Here is a 19,508-nt window from a genome sequence, read left to right as displayed (position 1 = left end):
CACTCCTCAGATGACGAAGATCGACGAGCCGGTGGTCTTGCGCGATTCCAGATCACGGTGCGCCTGAACTGCGTCCTGCAAGGCGTAGTGCTGGTTGATCTCGATCTTGATGCGGCCACTGCCCACATGGGCGAACAGCTCGCCTGCCAAGGCGGCTTTCTCGGCCGGGTCGGCGATGTAATCGGCCAGTGCCGGGCGGGTCATGAACAACGAACCCTTCATCGCCAGGATCTGCGGGTTGAACGGCTCGATGGTACCGGAGGCGGTGCCCACGCAGACCATCAGGCCACGGCGCTTGAGCGAGTCCAGCGAGCCCATGAAGGTGTCACGCCCGACGCTGTCGAACACCACGTTGACACCCACGCCATCGGTCAGCTCGCGCACGCGCTTGGCCACGTCTTCATGGCTGTAGTTGATGGTGTGGTCGCAACCATGGGCACGCGCCACTTCAGCCTTGGCGTCGGTGGAGACAGTGCCGATCACGGTCAGGCCAAGCAGCTTGGCCCACTGCGAGACGATCAACCCGACGCCACCTGCAGCGGCGTGCAGCAGGATGCTGTCACCTGGCTTGAAGTCGTACAAGCGGCGCATCAGGTACGACGCCGTAAGGCCACGCATGGTCATGGCTGCAGCCGTTTCGAACGCGATGGTTTCCGGCAGCTTGATCAGCGGCGCGGCAGGGATCAGGCGCTCGGTGCTGTAGGCGCCGAGGGTGTTCATGAAGCCGGTGTAGGTCACCCGGTCGCCGACCGCTACGTGGCTGACACCCTCACCCACCGCCTGGACCACGCCGGACGCTTCCACGCCCATGCCGTTGGCCAGCGGGATCGGGTAGGTGCCGTTACGGAAATAGGTGTCGGCGTAGTTCAGGCCAACCGCCACGTGGCGCAGGCGTACCTGCCCAGGGCCCGGTTCGCCGACTTCGACGTCTTCGTAACGCAGGACCTCAGGCCCTCCGGTTTCGTAGAAACGTACCGCTTTGGCCATGCCAATCTCCCTTCTTGTAGTTTTTGTAGAACAGCAACATTCGTCTTGAAGGGCAATTTAGGCCGTTGCGTAATGTGCCGCTTATCATCGGACGACAACGGTTTTTCAGTTCATGACAGCGCCCGCGGTTTCGCCATCGGGGCACTGCGGACAAAGGCTCAGAAGGCCGAGATTCCCCCGTCCACGGCAATCGCCTGGCCGGTCATGTAGCTGTTTTCACGTGCACATAGCATCAACATGGCCGCAACGATTTCGTCGGGGGTGCCCAGGCGCTTCATCGGCGAGCCCTGGGCGAGAAACGCCTGCTGCTCGCCCACCTCGCTCCCGGTAACCATGGGCGTGGCGCTGTAGAACGGGCACAGCGCGTTGACGCGGATACCTCGGCGGGCGTATTCGACCGCCGCGGTTCGGGTCAGCCCGACCACCGCATGCTTGGCCGCGGCATAGGCGGCCAGCTTGGGCGCACCGCCGAGCCCGGCCATGGAAGCGATGTTGAGGATCACCCCGCCGCCTTGCGGCAACATCTGGCGCAGCTGTTGCTGCATGCAGAAGAACACGCCCTTGGTGTTGACCGCGTGGCTGCGGTCCAGCTCTTCTTCGGTGGTGTCGACGAAGCGCTTCATCGGCGTAAGGATGCCGGCGTTGTTCACCCCCACATCAAGGCGACCGAAGGTGGCCATGGCCGCGTCCACCAGCGCCTTGACCTGCACCTCACGGGTCACGTCGCACGGCACCGCCAGCACTGTGGCGCCGGCCTCGCGCAAGGTACCGGCCACCCGCTCCAGCCCCGTCACGTCGCGGTCGCCGAGCACCAGGCGGGCGCCCAACCCGGCCAGGCGCTCGGCCAACAACGCGCCAAAACCGCTGGCGGCGCCGGTGATCATCACCACCTGGTCGCGATAGCTGCCCAGGTTCATCCGGCCACCCCCGGCGCGGTGCGGGCGAGGATCTTCTTTGCCAGGCTCATGCGGTGCACTTCGTTGGGGCCGTCATAGATGCGGAAACTGCGCGCATCGCGGAAAATCCGCTCGACGATCGACTCTCCGGTAACGCCCTGCCCGCCGAGCACCTGCACACAACGGTCGATCACCCGCCAGATGGCCTCGGAGCTGAGCACCTTGGCCATGCTCGACTCGAAATTGCCGCGCTCGCCCTGGTCCAGTACCCAGGCGCAGTGCCAGATCGACAGGCGCGTGGTGTGCAGGTCCATTTCGTTGTCGGCGAGCATGAAACCCACGCCCTGATGCTCGCCCAGCGGCTTGCCGAACGACACCCGGTGGCTGGCGTAGCGGCAGGCTTCGTCATGGGCACGACGGGCCTGGCCCAGCCAGCGCATGCAATGGGTCAGGCGCGCCGGGGCCAGGCGCACCTGGGCGTAACGGAAACCTTTGCCCACTTCGCCCAGCACATCGCTGGCGGGAATGCGCAGGTTGTCGAAGCGCAGTACCGCGTGGCCGCCGGCAAAGCAACTGTCGAGCGAGTCCATCATGCGCTCGAGGATGAAACCGGGGCGGTCGGTGTCGGTGAGGAACATGGTCGCGCTGCCGTCTTCCATGCGCGCCATGATGATTGCCACTTGCGCGCCTTCGGCACCGGTGATGAACCACTTCTGGCCGTTGATGATGTAGTCGTCGCCGTCGCGCACGGCCTGGGTGGTCAGCATCGACGGATCGGAACCGGCGCCCGGGCTTGGCTCGGTCATGGCGAAGCACGAGCGGATCCGGCCCTGCACCAGCGGCTTGAGCCAGCGGTCTTTTTGCGCAGGCGTTGCCACTTGTTCCATCAGGTGAATATTGCCTTCGTCGGGGGCATGGATGTTCAAGGCCACCGGCCCCAGCGGCGAATAGCCGGCCTCTTCGAAGATGATCGCCTTCTCGATGTGGCTCAGGCCCAGCCCGCCCATCTCACGCGAGGCATGTGGGGTCAGCAGGCCGTGCTCGCGGGCACGCTCGATCAGCACCTGGCGCAGCTCGGGCGACGGGCCGTGGGGCGTCTGGCGCGGGTCGCGCTCCAGGGGGATGACGACGTCAGCGACGAACTGCCGGACTTTGGCTTGCAGGGCAATCAACTCGGCAGACAGGGCGAAATGCATGGCGGTATTCCTTATTAGTGTCGTCAGAGGTCAGGCGTGCAGGCGACGCGGGTCGATGGAGGCGTGCACATGCTCCATGACGGTCTGGTCGATCGCTGCCTTGGCTGGGTCGTAGGCTGAGTAGTTGAGGGTGCGGATGTAGGCACGCAGCACCTGCGGGCCGGCCATGTCGATATCGACGATGTTCAGGCAGGCCGGGTCCTGCTCGAAGGCAGCCAAGGCACCAAGGCCGGCGCCGCAGGCCCAGGCCAGGAGAATGCGGTTGACCGCGTCGTGGCTCACCAGCAGCAGCGACGACCAGTCCGGCTCTTCCAGCAATTGCTGGAAACTACCCAGCACCCGTTGCTGAAACGCCGCCCACGGCTCGCCGCGCAAAAAGGCCGCGTCCGGGCGATCGGACAACTGATAGGCCTGGGCCACTTCGCGGTGCAGGCATTCGCGGGGGATTTCCCGCAGGCGTCCGGCGCGTATTTCGCGAAGCTCGGCGCGTTCTTCCACGGGCTGGACGCGGCCACCCAGCAGATGGTCGAGCGTTTGCCGGGTGCGCGGGTAGTCCGAGCAGACCGCGCGGTCGAACCGCGTCGGCGCCAGCACCTCGCCCAAGGCTTGGGCCTGGGCTACACCATTGGCCGACAACGGCACACTGCGCGGGTCGAGGGGGCGGCCGCTGGGGTCGAAGTAGTCGACATGGCCATGCCGCACTAGGTAGCAGCGGCGGCGTCGCACGAGCTGGACGAGCGCGTCAGTCATGGCTCAGCACCTTCGGGTTGCTGATGCCCAGCTGCGCCCGGTTGATGGCGCGCAAAGCCGTGAGCAGGCTTGCACGGGCCTCGCCGGCCTGGTCATAGACCCCTTGGCGAATCTGCCGGGCCAGCACGGCACGGGCTTGCTCGGGCGTATCCGGCGCCTCGCCGTGCAGCGCCAGCAGGCCAGCCATGGCCTGGCGTTCGATGTCGGCACAGGCCGCCGCCTGGGCCAGCTCACGGCTGGCGATCTGCATGGCGCTGGCCACCATCCGCGCTTCGTAGTGCAACGGCGCCGGCAATGCCGGCAACAAGTGCTTGAGCAGCGTGTCGCGCGCGGTGACAAGCAGGTCTTGGGCGTTGGGCTGGTTCATGCGCGGCCTCCTTGGGTGAGTAGCAGCAGTTCCTGTTCCAGTTCACTGACCATGCGCCCGGTCAAGGCCAGCTCCAGCGAGCGCTGCTGGCCGGAGACATGGCGCTCGGCCTGCTGCAGGGCGATCACCGCCCAACGCAGGTGGGCCATGACCTGCCAGAAGCGCAGGGTTTCGCTGTCCAGGTCCAGTGCCGACACGCTGCGGTAGCCGGCGAGCAGGTCGTCCAGCCGGCCGATGCCACCCGCCTCCAGGTCTGGGCGGGCGAACCGCCAGCAACGCGCGGTGAACCAGCCCAGGTCTTCGCGGGGGTCGCCCCAACCGGCAAATTCCCAGTCCAGCACGCCGCACAGCTCCCCACCCTCGACCATGTAGTTGCCGGTGCGGTAGTCGCGGTGGATCAGGCAGGTGGCAAGGGGGGCAGGTTTGTTCAGCTCGCACCAGCGCAGGCCCCATTCGATGATCGGGTGGCGGCCCGGCAAGGCATCGAGGAACAGGCGGTACTGGTCGACGCTGGCCTGCACGGCGTCGGCCACCGGTGCAGGCAGGAACGCCAGCGCCGCTTGCGGTGGACGCAGCTGGTGCAAGCGTGCGAGGTTGGCCCCAAGCGCCCGGCACAGCCGCGGGTTGCCCTCGGGGTCGCCTTGGCCGCTGGTCAAGCGGCGGCCGCCAGCGTTGCCGGCCAGGGCCTGCATGATGAAAAAATCGCGCCCGATCACCTGCGGCGCCTGGCACAGCCACAGTGGCTCGGGCACCTTCACGCCGACCTGGTGAACGGCGCAGAGCACGGCGAACTCCTGCTCGCGGCTCATGCTGGCGGCCACGGCGGAAGCCGCATCGGTGCGCAGTACCCAACGCTGCGGCACACCGGCAACCTCGGCCTTGAGCAACCAGTTCTCCTGGATGGCGCCACCCGACAAACGCTCGCTATGGGTAATGCGCACCGGCTGGCCGTGAAGGCGCTCCTGTAGATAGGCAGACAGCACCTCATGGGCGTCTGCGACGTCGATGCGAGCACTGGATTGCTGCACGAAATGACTGCTTGGCATGGTCGGTCCAACTCACTGTTCACACGTGCCATGACGCTAAGCAAGATGGTTGCCAGCTTCCTTTTATTTAAAAAATACGTTTTGAATCAATGACTTAAATTAGATTTTCAAACGCACTCAACGCCTTTCAAATCAAACCTGAAAAGCGCCATCGCAAACCTGAAACTGCCGTTCAATTCTGCACAGCAAGCCACCGCCCTACCCCTGCAGAATTTCCCCGCGCCGGGCGCGCGCTCGGCTAGGATGTCTGGCCGAACCGATGGAACCTGCTGGCCATGCATCTTCCCGCGCTCAAACCGAACCAGCTGCGCCCGCCCGCCGAGCCGACCAGGGGCGTGGTGCGGGCGCGGCTGCTCGAGCAGCTGGCCAACGCCCTGGACGAAGGCAGCGTCGTGCTCCTGCAAGCACCGCTGGGCTATGGCAAGAGCACACTGCTTGGCCAGTTCACCCGCAGCCTGGCCGGCGCCTGGGCATGGCTGCGCCTGACCCGCGGCGAGAACCAGCCACTGGCCCTGCTGCTGCACCTGCACGCCGCGCTGCAACTGCCTGCGCAACAACGCGAGACGCCCCAGGCCGAGCACCTGTGGAGCCTGATCCTGGCCGACCTGGAGGGCCGCCAGGCGCCGCTGACGTTGCTGATTGACGACCTGCACCTGCTCAACGCCACGCCCGCCTGGCAGTACCTGGACACGCTGTTGCACTACCCGCCGCCTGCGCTGCGCCTGGTCGCCGCCAGCCAAGGGCCGCCCCCGCTGCCGCTGGCCCACTTGCGCCGCGATGGCCGGCTGATTGTGCTGGGCGCCCGTGACCTGGCTCTGGACAGCGAAGAAACACGCCAGTTGGCACTGGCCCGCGACGTCAACCTGGGCAGCGATGCGCTCTACCAGCTGCGCGCCGGCAGCGAAGGCTGGCCCAGTGGTGTGCTGTTCTGGTTCGAGGCCTACCGCGAGGCACTGCACAGCACCGGCCAGGCGCCCGCTGACCTGCGTCCGATCACCCGCCAGGCCTATGCCCATGCCCGGCAGTTTCTCGAGGAAGAACGGCTGCAGCGCTTGCCCGTGCCGTTGCGCGCATTCCTGGAACACACCGCCGTGGCCCAGGTGTTCGATGCAGGCCTTGCCAGCGAACTGGCCGCCCATGCCGATGTGCCCGCCGCGCTGCGCCAGCTGCAGCGCCTGGACCTGATCATCGAAGTCGCCCAGGGCAGCCACGCCGAATACCGCTACCACCCCGCCCTGCGCAACAGCCTCTACCAACGCCTGGAACAACGCGACCCCCAACGCCTGCGCCAACTGCATCGCCAGGCTGCCAGCTGGCTGCTGGCCCAGCGCCGCTACACCGAGGCGATCTACCAGTTCGGCCGGGCACGCGACCTGGATGCCGTGCTCAACATCGTCGACCGGCACGCTTTCGAGCTGCTGCGCGAGGGCAAGGTCAACACCCTGGTCGATGTGCTCGACGAGGTCGCCGGCCACGCCGGCAACGACAGCTTCACCTTGGCGGTGACCGAGGCCTCCACGGTGATGGTCACCAACGACATCGCCCAGGCCTGCCAGTGCCTGCACCAGCTATACGCCCTGCAGCGCCGCCAGGCGGTGCCGCGCCACCCCGAGCGGGTGCAGCAGACGGTGATGTTTCTGCGCAGCCGCCTGGCCTCCCTGGGGGGCAACCTGGGGCACGCCCTGGCCCTCGCGGCGCGGGCACTGCAGCAGTTTCCCCAGCACAACGCGGCGCGCTCGGTGCTGTATTTCGACCGCGCCAACTGCCTGGCTGCGCTCGGCCAACTGGAGCAGGCTCACACCGAAGGCAGCCGTGCCCTGCGCGAGCTGCAGGGCTTTGGCCTGAGCGGCTACACCAACCTGCTGCAACTGTTGCTGGCGCAGATCGAACTGGCCCAAGGCGCCAACGACGCCGCCTGGGCGCGCCTGCAAGGCATGGCCGAGCAGCCTGCCGCCGGCAGTTCGGGGGGCTTCTATGAACTGTTTCGCCACCTGGGCAAAGGCCTGGCACTGCTGCAAGCCAACCGCCTGGCCCAGGCACGCCAAGCCCTGGCCCAGGCCGAAGTGCTGGCACTGGGCTTCCCCCACAGCGCTGCGCTGCCCTGGGTGTTCCACCACCAGGCATGCCTGCACTGGGCGCTGGGCGAGACCGGCCAGGCCAAGGCACGCTGGGCAGAGGTACGCCGGCTGGCCCGGCAGAACAGTTTGCTCACCCTCTACCGCCAGGCCGGCGCCTGGCTCGCGCGCCTGGCCTTGCGCGACCATGACCAGGACTACCTGCCCGACTGGCTCGACCAATGGCACTGGTGCCGGCGCCAGCATGGCGAGCAACTGTTGCCCGAAGAGTGGCTGGCCTATGCCTGGGTGCAACGCCACCTTGGCCAGCGCGACAAGGCCTGGCAGATCCAGCAGCGCTTGCAGGCTCAAGCACAGGCGCAAGGCAACCGCCGCTTGCTGCTCGACGCACTGCTACTCGACGCTGCTCTACTACAGGACCGTGGCGCCCGCGACGAGGCCCTGCTCAGCCTCGAACAGGCGCTGCAATTGGCCTGCACCTACGGCTTAGGGCAACTGTTGCAGTATGAGGGCGATGCCTGCCTGGAGCCCCTGCGCCAACTGCTGCTGCCGCAGGTGCGCGAACGCCTGCGCCTGGAGGCCCCGGCGCCCTCGCGCGAGCACCTGAATGCCCTGTTCCGGCCATTGCTGGCGAACAAGGAAAACGTGGAAACCGCCCTGATCGTGCCGCTCTCGCGCCGCGAGCTGGAAGTGCTGCAGCGCATGGCCCGCGGGCAGAGCAACGGGCAGATCGCCGAGGCGATGTTCATCAGCCTGAGCACGGTCAAGACCCACATCAACAACCTGTTCCGCAAGCTCGATGTGGCCGACCGCGACAGCGCCCTGTGTTCGGCGCGTGAACTGCAACTGCTGGGCTGACCTCCACCTGGCCCTCGCCGCGATTCCACCCGCCATTCCACCCAGGGGTGGACGCGGCGCCCGGGCCTGCCTGTTACAACATGCCGAGTCCACCCAGCCAGGAGTTCGGCATGCCCAGCTACACCGCCCCATTGCGCGATATCACCTTTGTTGCCCAGGAGCTGCTCGGCCTGAGCCGCCACTACCAACAATTGACTGGCTGTGAAGCCCCGGACGCGGCTACCTTCGCCGCCATCGTCGAGGAAGGCGCCAAGTTCGCCGAACAGGAGCTGGCCCCGCTCAACGCCGTGGGCGACCAGCACGGCTGCCAGTGGCAGGACGGCAAGGTCACCACCCCGCCCGGCTTTGCCGATGCCTACAAACGCTTCGCCGACAACGGCTGGCTGGGCCTGGACAAGGACCCGGCCTTCGGTGGCCAAGGCCTGCCGCCGTCGCTGGGGTTCGTCAACTACGAGATGGTGTGCAGCGCCAACCACGCCTGGGGCATGTACGGCAACCTCGCCGGGGGCGCCATCAGTACCCTCAGCGAGCATGCCGACGAAGCCCTGCAGCAGCGCTTCCTGCCACCGATGATCGCCGGCCGCTGGGGCGGCACCATGTGCCTGACCGAGGCCCACTGCGGTTCGGACCTTGGCCTGCTGCGCACCAGCGCCAAGCCTCAGGCCGATGGCAGCTATCAGGTCAGCGGCAGCAAGATGTTCATCTCCGCCGGTGAACACGACATGACCGAGAATATCGTCCACCTGGTGCTGGCGCGCATCGAAGGCGCGCCCGCGGGGGTCAAAGGCATTTCGCTGTTCGCCGTGCCGAAGGTCCAGGTCGATGCCCAAGGCCAGCTTGGCGCACCCAACGGTGTGAGCTGCGGCTCCATCGAACACAAGATGGGCATCCACGGCAACGCCACCTGCGTGCTCAACTTCGACAGCGCCACCGGCTACCTGCTGGGCGAGGCCAACCGCGGCCTGAACGCCATGTTCACCTACATCAACGAGTCGCGCCTGGCGGTGTCTCAGCAGGCCCAGGCCCACGCCGAAGCGTCATTCCAGGGTGCCTTGGCCTATGCCCGCGACCGCGTGCAGATGCGCGCCACGCCACGCCTGCGCAGTGACCAGCCAGCCGACCCGATCATCGGCCATGCCGATGTGCGGCGCATGCTGCTGACCCAGAAGGCCTATGCCGAAGGCGGCCGCATGCTCGCCTACACCTGCGCCAAGGGCGTCGACCAGCTGCACCACGGCGCCAGCGCCGGCGTGCGCGAGGCTGCGGCGCGCCGCCTGGCACTGCTCACGCCGATTGCCAAAGGCTTCCTCACCGAAACGGGCAACGAGGCCGCGCAACTGGGTATCCAGGTATTCGGTGGCCACGGCTACATCCGCGAGTGGGGCATGGAGCAGATTGCGCGCGACGTGCGCATCACCGCGATCTACGAAGGCACCAACACCATTCAGGGCCTCGACCTGCTGACCCGCAAGGTGCTGGCCGATGGCGGCGAGGCCCTGGGCGAACTGCTCGGTGAAATCGAAGACTTCACCCAGAGCACCAGCGCCCCGGCCCACCTGGCTCAGGCCCTGCTCAAGCAGGTGATTGCCTGGCGTGAAGTCAGTGCCTGGCTGCGTGACGCCAGCGCAGGCGATGCCAACCTGATCGGTGCCAGCGCCTACGACTACCTGATGCTCAGCGGTTACACCCTGCTCGGCTACCTCTGGCTGCGCGCTGCGTGCGTGGCCGAACGGGCACTGGCGGCCGGTAGCGACGAGGTGGCGTTCTACCAGGGCAAGCGCGAGACCGCGCGCTTCTACCTGGAGCGCCTGCTGCCACGCGCCAACCTGCATGAAACGCTGATCCGCACCGGCAGCGACAACCTGATGGGCATCAGCGAGGCCGCCTTCGCCCGTTGAGTCAACCGCGCGTGTCAAAGCCCCGATAAGCGCCGCTTTATCCTGTGGGAGCGGGCACGCCCGCTCCCACACGGCCCAATAACAAGAAGGTTACCCTCATGCAACTCATCGATTATCGCCGCGAAAACCAACTGGCCCTGATCGGCCTGCGCCACGCGCCGGTCAACGCCCTTGGCCATGACTTGCGCCAGGCACTGATGCTGGCCTGCAGCAAGGCCGCTGCCGACCCCGAAGTACAGGCCATCATCCTGCACGGTCAGCAACTGCCGTTCAGTGCCGGTGCCGACATCAGCGAGTTCGGCAGCCCACGCACCTGGGAGGCGCCGGCACTGCCCGAACTCCTTGATGCCCTGACCCGCATCGAAAAACCCCTGATTGCCGCCATCGACGGGGTGGCCCTGGGCGGCGGCCTGGAACTGGCCCTGGCTTGCAGCCATCGTCTGGCTACCGCCACCGCACGCCTGGGGCTGCCCGAAGTCCGCCTGGGCCTGTTGCCCGGTGCTGGCGGCACCCAGCGCCTGCCGCGCCTGATCGGCGTGGCCCCGGCGCTGGAGATGATGCTCAGCGGCGACCCGATCGATGCCCGTCAGGGCCTTGCCCTGGGTTTGGTCGACCGCTTGGTCGAAAGCGGGCAGGACTTGCTCGACGCAGCCTGCACCTTCGCCCGCGAGCAACTGGCCCAACCTGCCCTGCCAAGCGCCCCGGCAACCCCCTTGGCCGACGGCCTGGAAAGCGATTTCTTCGCCGGCCGCGAGGCACAGCTGATCGCCCGCAAGCCCGGCCAGAGTGCGCCCCTGCGCGTGCTCGCTGCGGTACGCGCCGCCTGCGAGATGCCCATGGCCGAGGGCCTGGCCCGCGAGCAGGTACTGTTCCGCGAAGCCCTGCAAGACCCACAGGCCACCGCCCTGCGCCACCAGTTCTTCGCCGAGCGCGAGGCACTGCGCGTGCCGGGCATCGACGCCAGCACGGCGCTACGCCCCATTGCCCAGGTAGCGGTGATCGGCGCCGGCACCATGGGCGCCGGCATCGCCACGAACTTTATCAACGCCGGTATCCCGGTGCGCCTGCTGGAGCTCAAGCCCGAAGCGCTGGACCGGGGCCTGGCGCAGATCCGCAAGACCTACGAAAGCAGCATCAAGCGCGGCAAGCTCAGCGCCGAACAACTCGAACAGCGCATGAGCTTGCTGCAAGGCACCCTCGACTACGCCGACCTGGCCGACGCCGACCTGGTGATCGAGGCGGTGTTCGAGGACCTGTCGATCAAGCAGCAGGTGTTCCGTACCCTGGACCGGGTGTGCAAACCGGGCGCGATCCTCGCCAGCAACACCTCGACCCTGGACGTCGACCGCATCGCCGCCTGTACCCGCCGCCCGCAGGACGTGGTCGGCCTGCATTTCTTCAGCCCGGCCAACGTCATGCGCCTGCTCGAAGTGGTGCGCGGCCGGCTGACGGCGCCCGACGTGCTGGCCACCACGCTGAAGGTCGCCAAGCGCATCGGCAAGCTGCCAGTGGTGTCGGGCGTGTGCTTTGGCTTCATCGGCAACCGCATGCTCGAACCCTATGCCCGCGAAGCCCACCGCCTGGTGCTTGAAGGCGCCTCGCCGGCCCAGGTGGACAAGGTGCTCACCGGCCTGGGCCTGGCCATGGGCGTGTTCGCCATGTACGACCTGGCCGGCATCGATGTCGGTTACCTGGTGCGCCAGGCACGGCGCAGTGAAATCGCCCACGACCCAAGCTACTTCCGCCTGGCCGACGAGCTCTACAGCCTGGGCCGCTACGGCCAGAAGAGCGGGCGCGGGTTCTACCGCTACGAAGGCCGCGAACGCATCGAAGACCCGGAAGTGGAGCAGATCGCGGCGCAACTGGCGGCTAGGCTGGGCATCACCCGACGCACCATCAGCGACGCCGAAATCCACGACCGCTGCCTGTTCATGCTGGTCAACGAGGGCCTGCAGTTGCTCGATGAAGGCATTGCCCTGCGCAGTGGCGACATCGACCTGGTGTGGACCAACGGCTACGGCTTCCCCGCCTGGCGCGGGGGCCCGCTGCACTACGCCCGCGAGCTGGGCCTGGACAACGTGCTGGCGGGCATCGAGCAACAGCGCGACGCGCTCGGCGCCTATGGCCACATGTGGCTGCAGCCAGCCCCGTTGCTGCGCCGCCTGGCTGCCAGCGCGAAGTTGCGCACAGCCAGCCTCTGAGCTGTTCTCCCCTGGTCATCAAGGAACCCCGGACATGAAAGAAGCCGTCATTCTCTCCACCGCCCGCACCCCGATCGGCAAGGCCTTTCGCGGCGCGCTGAACAACACCCGCTCGCCGAGCCTGGCCGCGCATGCCATCCAGGCGGCGGTGGCCCGCGCCGGCATCGCCGGCGATGAAATCGAAGACCTGGTGATGGGTACGGCGATGCCCTCCGGCACCGCCGGCTGGAACCTGGGCCGCATGAGCGCGCTGGCTGCCGGCCTGCCGGTGTCGGTCAGCGGCCAGACCCTGGACCGCCAGTGCGCCTCGGGGCTGATGGCAATCGCCACCGCCGCCAAACAGATCATGGTCGATGGCATGCAGGTAACCGTCGGCGCCGGCCAGGAAAACATCAGCGCGGTACAGGCGCGCAACTTGGAATGGGCATTGGCCGAGCAAGACAGCAGCGTGATCCAACAGGTCCCACACGCCTACATGCCGATGCTGCAGACCGCCGAGCACGTGGCCAAGCGCTACGGCATCAGCCGCGACGCGCAGGACGCCTACGCCCTGCAGTCACAGCTGCGCACCGCCGCGGCCCAGCGCAACGGGCTGTTCGAGGCCGAAATCGTGCCGGTGACAGCGCAGCAGTTGATCAAGGACAAGCAGACCGGCGAGGTCAGTTACCGCGAGGTGACCCTGACGCAGGACGAAGGCAACCGCCCGCAGACCCGCCTGGAGGACCTGACCGGCCTGAACCCCGTGCTCGAAGGCGGCTGCATCACCGCCGGCAATGCCAGCCAGCTGTCCGACGGTGCCAGCGCCTGCGTACTGATGGACGCGCGCATGGCCGAGCAGCGCAACCTTGAGCCGCTGGGCCTGTACCGGGGCATCGCGGTGGCCGGCCTGGCCCCGGAAGAGATGGGCATTGGCCCGGTCTACGCCGTGCCGCGCCTGCTGAAGCAGCATGGGCTGAAAGTGGGCGACATCGGCCTGTGGGAACTTAACGAAGCGTTCGCCTGCCAGGTGCTGTACTGCCGCGACAAACTGGGTATCGACCCCGCACGCCTGAACGTCAACGGCGGCGCCATCGCTATCGGGCACCCCTATGGCATGAGCGGTGCGCGGATGGTCGGGCATGCCTTGCTCGAAGGTAAACGGCGCGGAGTGCGCTTCGTCGTGGTGACCATGTGCGTGGGCGGTGGCATGGGTGCCGCCGGCCTGTTCGAAGTACTTTGACCAAGGACCGACAGCATGCTTGTAAACACATTTTCCCTCGCCGGCAAGACCGTGCTGGTTACCGGGGCCTCCAGCGGCTTGGGCGCGCATTTCGCACGCCTGGCCCAGGCCGCTGGCGCCCGTGTGGTGCTGGCAGCGCGCCGGGTCGAGCGCCTGCAGGTGGCACTAGCCGTGACACTGGACGTGACCCGCCGCGACAGCGTCGAACAGGCCTTCGACCAGGCGCAGGCGCACTTTGGCGTGGTCGACGTGGTCATCAACAATGCCGGTATCGGCGACCCCGGGCGCTTTCTCGACATGAGCGAGCAGGACTGGCAGCGCATGCTCTCGACCAACCTCGACGGTGTGTTTCATGTCGCCCAGTGCGCAGCCCAGCGCCTGGTCAAGGCCGGGCAACCAGGCAGCATCGTCAACATCGCCTCGATCCTCGGCCTGCGGGTCGGCAGCGGCCTGAGCCACTACTGCACGGCCAAGGCCGCCGTGGTGCAACTGACCAAGGCCATGGCACTGGAGCTGGCCCGCTACCGTATCCGCGTCAATGCCATTGCCCCAGGCTACTTCAAGACCGAGATGAGCGAAGACTACTTCGACAGCGAGGACGGCCAGGGCTACATCAAAAGCCAGGTGCCGATGCGCCGCCTGGGGCAACTGCACGAACTGGACGGCCCTTTGCTGTTGCTGGCCAGTGATGCCGGCGCATTCATGACCGGCAGCATCGTGGCCGTGGATGGCGGGCACCTGGTAAACCCTCTGTAATGCCTCAATTGCTGCAGACAAGGAGCCTGTATGCCCGTCCCCACTTACCTGCCCCGCGTGGTGGCGTTGGTTACCCACCTGCATCGCCCCGCCGCCCCCAGCCGCATGGCGCAGCTCATCGAGCAAGTAAGCGCCGACTACCGTCAACAAGCCCGTATAGAGGTCATCGAAACCAACCTGGCCGATCTGCTACCACTGGCGCGTGAGCTGGAAAGCCGCCAGCAGGCAGACGTCATTCTGTGTTCCGGGGCTGCGGCCGATTACTTGCGACAGCACCTGAGTACCTCGGTGCGGACCCTGCACCTGGGCGAGTTCGACCTGATCCGTGCCCTGGTGCAGGCCCGCGACCGGGCCAGCCGGGTGGGTATCCTCAGTTTCGGCCAGCCGTACCCGGAACTGGCGACAATGCAGGCGCTGTTCACCCTGCAGATTCGCGAGCACACCTACACCAGCCTGGAGCAGGCCCGGGATCAGGTCGAACGCTTGGTCGCGGATGGCTTCGAGGTGATCATCGGCTCGCCAACGGTATGCCAGTTGGCCGACGCAGCAGGTGCCCAAGGCGTGCTGGCGCTGGATGCCGAAAGCCTGCGCCATACCTTTGACAGCCTGGTAGCCCTAAGTGCCAAGGCTGATGAGGCACCCACACGCCGCCTGCCACGGCGCAACCGTGAACAACCCGATGCGCGCCCGTTCAAGGCGCGCTATCGCTTCGAGCAACTGCTCGGTGACGCGCCGGCATTTCGCGCCATCAAGAGCCTGGCTCAGCGCTACGCACAGGCCGACGCCACGGTGCTGATCACCGGCGAAAGTGGTACCGGCAAGGAGCTGCTCGCGCAAAGCATGCACCACGCCAGCCCACGCCAACAGCGGCCGTTCGTGGCGATCAACTGTGCGGCACTGCCCGAATCGCTGCTTGAAAGTGAACTGTTCGGCTACGAGGACGGTGCCTTCACCGGTTCGCGCAAAGGCGGCAAGCCCGGCCTGATCGAGCTGGCGCACACCGGCACCTTGTTCCTCGACGAAATAGGCGACATGCCGGTGGCCCTGCAAACCCGCCTGCTGCGTGTGCTGCAGGAGCGCGAGGTGCTGCGCCTGGGCGCCTGCGAGCCGACGGCGGTAGATATCCGGGTGATTGCCGCCACCCATTGCGACCTGCCCGCGCGCATCGCTGACCAGCGCTTTCGCCAGGACCTGTATTACCGCCTGAACATCCTGCGCCTGGCCGTACCGCCGCTACGCGAGCGGATCGCAGACATTGTGCCGCTGTTCAATGCCCTGCTTGCGCGGCACTGCCGTGCCAGTGGCTTGTCGCCTTCAAGCGACGCGCACGTGCAGCAACTTCTGCCACTGATGCTGCGCCACCCTTGGCCCGGCAACATGCGTGAGCTAGAGAACATCGCCGAGCGCGCGGCCTTGTGCCTGAGTACGCTGGGCCACGATGACGAGGTCGATCTGGCCACGCTGTTCCCGGAGTTCTTCGCGGCCGGCGCGGCTGCAACGGCGGAGCTGCCCCCTGCCGCCAGCGACAACCTGCGCAGCCTGGGCAAAGCAGCCGAAACGGCCCATGCGCGCCAGGTGCTGGACGGCTGCGACGGCGACATGGACGAGGCCGCACGGCGCCTGGGGGTCAGCCGCAGCACCGTCTGGCGACGGGTGCGCAGCTTGGCCTGATCGGTCCTGGTTCCGGTTTGCATCCTGCGCGTGGGCTCCTACAGTTTGAACGTAGCAACGCTGACGAGACCTCAGATGCGCAGCAATGAAGAAAGCAGCGCCGCAAATACCAGCCGAACCCTGCCAAAGATCCCGCGCAGTGTCTGGGCGCTGGGCTTTGTGTCGATGTTCATGGACATTTCTTCGGAGATGATCCACGCCCTGCTGCCACTGTACATGGTCACCGTGCTCGGCACTTCGGTGGTGGCGGTGGGCGTTATCGAAGGTATCGCCGAGGCGACCGCCTCGATCACGAAAGTGTTTTCCGGTGCCCTCAGCGACCGCCTGGGCAAGCGCAAGCTGCTGACCGTGCTCGGGTATGGCCTGGGCGCGCTGACCAAGCCGGTATTCCCCATGGCCTCAGGCCTGGAGTGGCTGATCGCAGCACGTTTCGTCGACCGGGTCGGCAAAGGCATCCGTGGGGCGCCGCGTGATGCGCTGGTGGCTGATGTCACGCCGCCCGAGCTGCGTGGTGCCGCCTTCGGCCTGCGTCAGGCGCTGGACACGGTGGGCGCTTTCCTCGGGCCATTGCTGGCGATCGCGCTGATGTGGCTGACCGCGAGCCACTTCCAGACAGTGTTCTGGGTGGCGGTGATCCCGGCGTTCGTGGCGGTGTACATCCTCATCGCCTTCGTGCGCGAACCTGAAGCGCCGGACACGACACGGCCGGTGCGTGCACCGCTGGCGCTGCACGAACTGCTACGCCTGGGCTCGGCCTACTGGCGGCTGATCGGCCTGGCCACAGTGTTCACCCTCGCCCGCTTCAGCGAGGCCTTCCTGCTATTGCGCGCCCAGGACATGGGCCTGGCGGCAATGTGGGCGCCCGCGGTGCTGGTGCTGATGGCACTGGCCTACTCGGTGTCGGCCTACCCTGCCGGGGTGCTGTCAGACCGCCTGGGGCGCCGCGGCGTGCTGATGACGGGGCTGGGATTGCTGATCGCCGCCGACCTGCTACTGGCGCTGCTGCCTGGCTGGGCCGGGTTGGCCCTGGGGGTTGCTGCCTGGGGCCTGCACCTGGGCTTCACCCAAGGCATCTTCGCGGCCATGATCGCTGACAGCGCACCCGCCAACCTGCGCGGTACCGCCTTCGGCCTGTTCAACCTGCTGACCGGGGTGGCACTGCTGGCGGCCAGCGTGGTGGCGGGGTTGTTGTGGGATGGTGCGGGGTTCCAGGCAACCTTCCTGGTCGGCGCAGGGCTCGCCAGCACCACCCTGATGGGAGTGATGCTGTTACGTTGAGCACACCGGACTACGCCAACGCCGGCTCCTGCTTGAGCAACGACCAGCCCCCCTGCCCATCCACCTCCAGCCGGTGAGTGTGGAACCCTGCCAGCGTGCTGCGATGGCCAACACTGACCAGCAGCGCGGCCGGCATTTCCGTGCGCAACAGCGAATACAGGGTGTGCTCCAGCCCTTCGTCCATCGCCGAGGTGGACTCGTCGAGAAACACTACCTGAGGCCGGTTGAACAGCACCCGGGCGAACGCCAGGCGCTGCTGCTCACCCACCGAGAGAATGTGCGACCAGTCGCAATTGATCTCCAGCCGCTCCACCAGATGAGCCAGGTTGACCTGCCGCAAGGCCTGCTGCATCCGCACTTCGTCCTCGGGCTTGCTGGCTGCCGGGTAGGCGATGACCGTCCGCAAGTCGCCCAGCGGCAGGTAGGGACGCTGCGACAGGAACAACGCCTGATGGCCTGGCGGGCGCCTGACCTTACCTTCAGCGTATGGCCAAAGGCCCGCCAGGGCTCGCAGTAGCGTGGTTTTACCACTGCCCGACGGGCCCTTGATCAACAATGCCTGACCGGCGTGCAGGCTCAGGTCAAGGTCAGCGACAAGGGCATGCCCGTCCGGGCGCAGCACCTGCAGATCAGTGATTTCCAGCGCATGTTGCTGAGCCTCGGTGGTGACACGCGGCAAGGCGCTTGCCTGTTCGTTGGCATCGAGGAAACCGGTCAGACGGTCGAGGGTGGCCCGGTATTGAGCGAACGCATCGTAAGATTCGCGAAAGAACGACAATGAATCCTGCACCTGGCCAAAGGCCTGGGCGGTCTGCATGACGTCACCCAACTTGATAGCACCGCTGAAGAAGCGTGGCGCCTGGAGAATAAACGGGAACACCACGGCAACCTGGCTAACCCCCAGGTTGAAACCGCTGAATTTCAGGTTCCGGAACACCAACGCCCAGGCATTGACGATCAAGGCGCCAAAGCGGCCCAGCAACGTGCCCCGCTCCACCAAGGCGCCTTGGTAGAAGGCAATGTTCTCGGCATTCTCGCGCAGGCGCATCAGCGCATAACGAAAGTTGGCTGTGAGCTTTTCATTGAGGAAGTTCAGGCGGATCAACGGGCGCCCCAGGCGGAAGGCAATCCAGGTGGCGACGATGACATACAGGTACACGGCAAACACCATTGCACGGGGGACCTCTACACCGGCAACCGCCAGCGGTGCCGACAGCGCCCAGAGAATCCCGGTGAACGCCACCAGCGACACCAGTGCACTGACTGCGCCCAGGGCGAGGGATACCGAGTTGGTGACAAAGGCATTGGCGTCCAGTTCGATACGTTGGTCAGGGTTGTCGACCGGCTCGGCGAGAAACTGCCCACGGTAGTAGGCATCGCCGTGCATCCAGTCGTGGGTCAAGCGCTCGGTGAGCCAGACCCGCCAACGAATGCTGAATGCCTGGGTTACATAAAAAGTGAACAGCGAGCGCAGCACGTGGATGGTGGCCAATACGGCAAAGACGCCGAGCATGTACCAGAATGCGGCTTGATCCAGGCCCTGCAAGGCGCTGTAGAAGCCGTTGTACCAGAACGAGAACAGTACGTTCAGGCGCACCGAGAACAACGTCAACACCAGCAACAGCGCAAACACCAACAGTGGCCGCCAACTGCGCCTGAAACTGAAATAGGGCCCGGCAAGCTGCCAGAACTGGCTGCCCCATCGCGTACAACGTACGGCCAGCGTCGCGGCAGCAGTAAAGCAGACAAGGGTGATGAACGAAGCGATTGCCAGCCATCTCAGGCTCTCTTGCAGGGCCTGGTGCCAGTTCATGTCCATGGTGGGTATCCGTGCTGAGTATTTCCGCGAGCGTAGCATTGCCCTACGGTTCATCAGCCATAGATGACGTACATTTCATGATCCTGACCTGTTACGCGGCCCCTGTAGGAGCGGCCTTGTGTCGCGATCGGGCGCGAAGCGGCCGTAATTAATGCGCCGCGGTTCGCTTGGAAGATTGGGGATGCAGGTTTTGCGGCCGCTTCGCGCCCGATCGCGACACAAGGCCGCGCCTACAGGGCACCACACAAGACCGATGGATTGGTTTTTCGACCGCAAAGACAAAACCCCTACCTGCATGCGCAGATAGGGGTTTTGCGAAATGAATCTTGACGATGACCTACTCTCACATGGGGAAACCCCACACTACCATCGGCGATGCATCGTTTCACTACTGAGTTCGGGATGGGATCAGGTGGTTCCAATGCTCTATGGTCGTCAAGAAATTCTGTAGCCAGAATGTCCAGATGGACAGCCCAGCGAATTCGGATATG

General features: G+C 66.0%; 14 protein-coding genes and 1 rRNA gene. 7 read left to right on the top strand and 8 right to left on the bottom strand.

Going from position 1 to position 19,508, the window contains the following annotated elements:
* Positions 1 to 6: 6 nt before the first annotated feature.
* The 6 genes from AK81_RS23470 to AK81_RS23445 all read right to left on the bottom strand — a co-directional run bounded on the left by AK81_RS23470 (position 7) and on the right by AK81_RS23445 (position 5,242).
* On the bottom strand, positions 7 to 987 hold the full coding sequence (locus tag AK81_RS23470) for a quinone oxidoreductase family protein (protein WP_043202993.1): 981 nt from the start codon (positions 985 to 987) through the stop codon (positions 7 to 9).
* Positions 988 to 1,145: 158 nt separating this feature from the next.
* Positions 1,146 to 1,904: an SDR family NAD(P)-dependent oxidoreductase gene (locus AK81_RS23465; protein ID WP_043202991.1), complete on the bottom strand. Its 759-nt coding sequence runs from the start codon at positions 1,902 to 1,904 to the stop codon at positions 1,146 to 1,148.
* Positions 1,901 to 3,079 carry an acyl-CoA dehydrogenase family protein gene (locus AK81_RS23460; protein WP_043202988.1) on the bottom strand — a complete coding sequence of 393 codons (1,179 nt, stop codon included), beginning with the start codon at positions 3,077 to 3,079 and terminating at the stop codon, positions 1,901 to 1,903. Before AK81_RS23460 ends, AK81_RS23465 begins: the two co-directional genes overlap by 4 nt.
* Before the next feature lie 30 nt (positions 3,080 to 3,109).
* The gene (locus AK81_RS23455; RefSeq protein ID WP_043202986.1) at positions 3,110 to 3,829 is read right to left on the bottom strand and encodes a histidine phosphatase family protein; all 720 of its coding nucleotides are present in this window, start codon (positions 3,827 to 3,829) and stop codon (positions 3,110 to 3,112) included.
* Complete coding sequence (locus AK81_RS23450) at positions 3,822 to 4,196, bottom strand: DUF6285 domain-containing protein (RefSeq protein WP_043202985.1); 375 nt, start codon at positions 4,194 to 4,196, stop codon at positions 3,822 to 3,824. The genes AK81_RS23455 and AK81_RS23450 overlap by 8 nt, the downstream gene beginning before the upstream one ends.
* Positions 4,193 to 5,242, bottom strand: a complete 1,050-nt coding sequence (locus tag AK81_RS23445) for a phosphotransferase family protein (protein WP_043202984.1) — start codon at positions 5,240 to 5,242, stop codon at positions 4,193 to 4,195. Before AK81_RS23445 ends, AK81_RS23450 begins: the two co-directional genes overlap by 4 nt.
* A gap of 275 nt (positions 5,243 to 5,517) precedes the next feature.
* On the opposite strand from AK81_RS23445, the gene AK81_RS30640 reads away from it, so the two are divergent.
* The 7 genes from AK81_RS30640 to AK81_RS23410 all read left to right on the top strand — a co-directional run bounded on the left by AK81_RS30640 (position 5,518) and on the right by AK81_RS23410 (position 17,198).
* A complete protein-coding gene (locus AK81_RS30640; RefSeq protein WP_043202983.1) occupies positions 5,518 to 8,175 on the top strand; it encodes a LuxR C-terminal-related transcriptional regulator in 2,658 nt (885 codons plus the stop codon).
* A 110-nt stretch (positions 8,176 to 8,285) separates the two neighbouring features.
* Positions 8,286 to 10,073 carry an acyl-CoA dehydrogenase C-terminal domain-containing protein gene (locus AK81_RS23435; RefSeq protein WP_043202982.1) on the top strand — a complete coding sequence of 596 codons (1,788 nt, stop codon included), beginning with the start codon at positions 8,286 to 8,288 and terminating at the stop codon, positions 10,071 to 10,073.
* A 98-nt stretch (positions 10,074 to 10,171) separates the two neighbouring features.
* Positions 10,172 to 12,274 (top strand): 3-hydroxyacyl-CoA dehydrogenase NAD-binding domain-containing protein, encoded by a 2,103-nt coding sequence (locus AK81_RS23430; RefSeq protein WP_043202980.1) that lies wholly within the window; start codon positions 10,172 to 10,174, stop codon positions 12,272 to 12,274.
* 34 nt (positions 12,275 to 12,308) lie between these two features.
* On the top strand, positions 12,309 to 13,493 hold the full coding sequence (locus AK81_RS23425) for an acetyl-CoA C-acyltransferase (RefSeq protein WP_043202978.1): 1,185 nt from the start codon (positions 12,309 to 12,311) through the stop codon (positions 13,491 to 13,493).
* Between the two features lie 15 nt (positions 13,494 to 13,508).
* A complete protein-coding gene (locus tag AK81_RS23420) occupies positions 13,509 to 14,249 on the top strand; it encodes an SDR family NAD(P)-dependent oxidoreductase (RefSeq protein WP_043202976.1) in 741 nt (246 codons plus the stop codon).
* A 30-nt stretch (positions 14,250 to 14,279) separates the two neighbouring features.
* Positions 14,280 to 15,920 carry a propionate catabolism operon regulatory protein PrpR gene (prpR, locus tag AK81_RS23415; protein ID WP_043202974.1) on the top strand — a complete coding sequence of 547 codons (1,641 nt, stop codon included), beginning with the start codon at positions 14,280 to 14,282 and terminating at the stop codon, positions 15,918 to 15,920.
* Positions 15,921 to 15,995: 75 nt separating this feature from the next.
* Entirely contained in the window at positions 15,996 to 17,198 is a 1,203-nt protein-coding gene (locus AK81_RS23410; RefSeq protein WP_043202972.1) for an MFS transporter, read from the top strand.
* A 10-nt stretch (positions 17,199 to 17,208) separates the two neighbouring features.
* On the opposite strand, the gene AK81_RS23405 is transcribed toward AK81_RS23410, so the two are convergent.
* Together AK81_RS23405 and rrf are read right to left on the bottom strand one after the other, a co-directional pair.
* Complete coding sequence (locus AK81_RS23405) at positions 17,209 to 19,017, bottom strand: ABC transporter ATP-binding protein/permease (protein WP_043202971.1); 1,809 nt, start codon at positions 19,015 to 19,017, stop codon at positions 17,209 to 17,211.
* A 324-nt stretch (positions 19,018 to 19,341) separates the two neighbouring features.
* Positions 19,342 to 19,457: ribosomal RNA gene (rrf, locus tag AK81_RS23400) — 5S ribosomal RNA — on the bottom strand.
* Positions 19,458 to 19,508: the final 51 nt, after the last annotated feature.

This window comes from Pseudomonas putida W15Oct28 (genome assembly GCF_000708715.2).
Lineage (GTDB): Bacteria > Pseudomonadota > Gammaproteobacteria > Pseudomonadales > Pseudomonadaceae > Aquipseudomonas > Aquipseudomonas putida_R.
The sequence above is the reverse complement of the archived record's forward strand: the minus strand, read 5'-3'. Positions and strand labels throughout refer to the sequence as shown.

Excerpts from the sequence above, each read along its gene's own strand:
- AK81_RS23420 (WP_043202976.1), top strand. The coding sequence starts at position 13,509 with ATGCTTGTAAACACATTTTCCCTCGCCGGCAAGACCGTGCTGGTTACC.
- AK81_RS23430 (WP_043202980.1), top strand. The coding sequence starts at position 10,172 with ATGCAACTCATCGATTATCGCCGCGAAAACCAACTGGCCCTGATCGGC.
- AK81_RS23435 (WP_043202982.1), top strand. The coding sequence starts at position 8,286 with ATGCCCAGCTACACCGCCCCATTGCGCGATATCACCTTTGTTGCCCAG.
- AK81_RS23405 (WP_043202971.1), bottom strand. The coding sequence starts at position 19,017 with ATGGACATGAACTGGCACCAGGCCCTGCAAGAGAGCCTGAGATGGCTG.
- AK81_RS30640 (WP_043202983.1), top strand. The coding sequence starts at position 5,518 with ATGCATCTTCCCGCGCTCAAACCGAACCAGCTGCGCCCGCCCGCCGAG.
- AK81_RS23425 (WP_043202978.1), top strand. The coding sequence starts at position 12,309 with ATGAAAGAAGCCGTCATTCTCTCCACCGCCCGCACCCCGATCGGCAAG.
- AK81_RS23465 (WP_043202991.1), bottom strand. The coding sequence starts at position 1,904 with ATGAACCTGGGCAGCTATCGCGACCAGGTGGTGATGATCACCGGCGCC.
- AK81_RS23460 (WP_043202988.1), bottom strand. The coding sequence starts at position 3,079 with ATGCATTTCGCCCTGTCTGCCGAGTTGATTGCCCTGCAAGCCAAAGTC.
- AK81_RS23410 (WP_043202972.1), top strand. The coding sequence starts at position 15,996 with ATGCGCAGCAATGAAGAAAGCAGCGCCGCAAATACCAGCCGAACCCTG.
- AK81_RS23455 (WP_043202986.1), bottom strand. The coding sequence starts at position 3,829 with ATGACTGACGCGCTCGTCCAGCTCGTGCGACGCCGCCGCTGCTACCTA.
- prpR (WP_043202974.1), top strand. The coding sequence starts at position 14,280 with ATGCCCGTCCCCACTTACCTGCCCCGCGTGGTGGCGTTGGTTACCCAC.
- AK81_RS23470 (WP_043202993.1), bottom strand. The coding sequence starts at position 987 with ATGGCCAAAGCGGTACGTTTCTACGAAACCGGAGGGCCTGAGGTCCTG.
- AK81_RS23450 (WP_043202985.1), bottom strand. The coding sequence starts at position 4,196 with ATGAACCAGCCCAACGCCCAAGACCTGCTTGTCACCGCGCGCGACACG.
- AK81_RS23445 (WP_043202984.1), bottom strand. The coding sequence starts at position 5,242 with ATGCCAAGCAGTCATTTCGTGCAGCAATCCAGTGCTCGCATCGACGTC.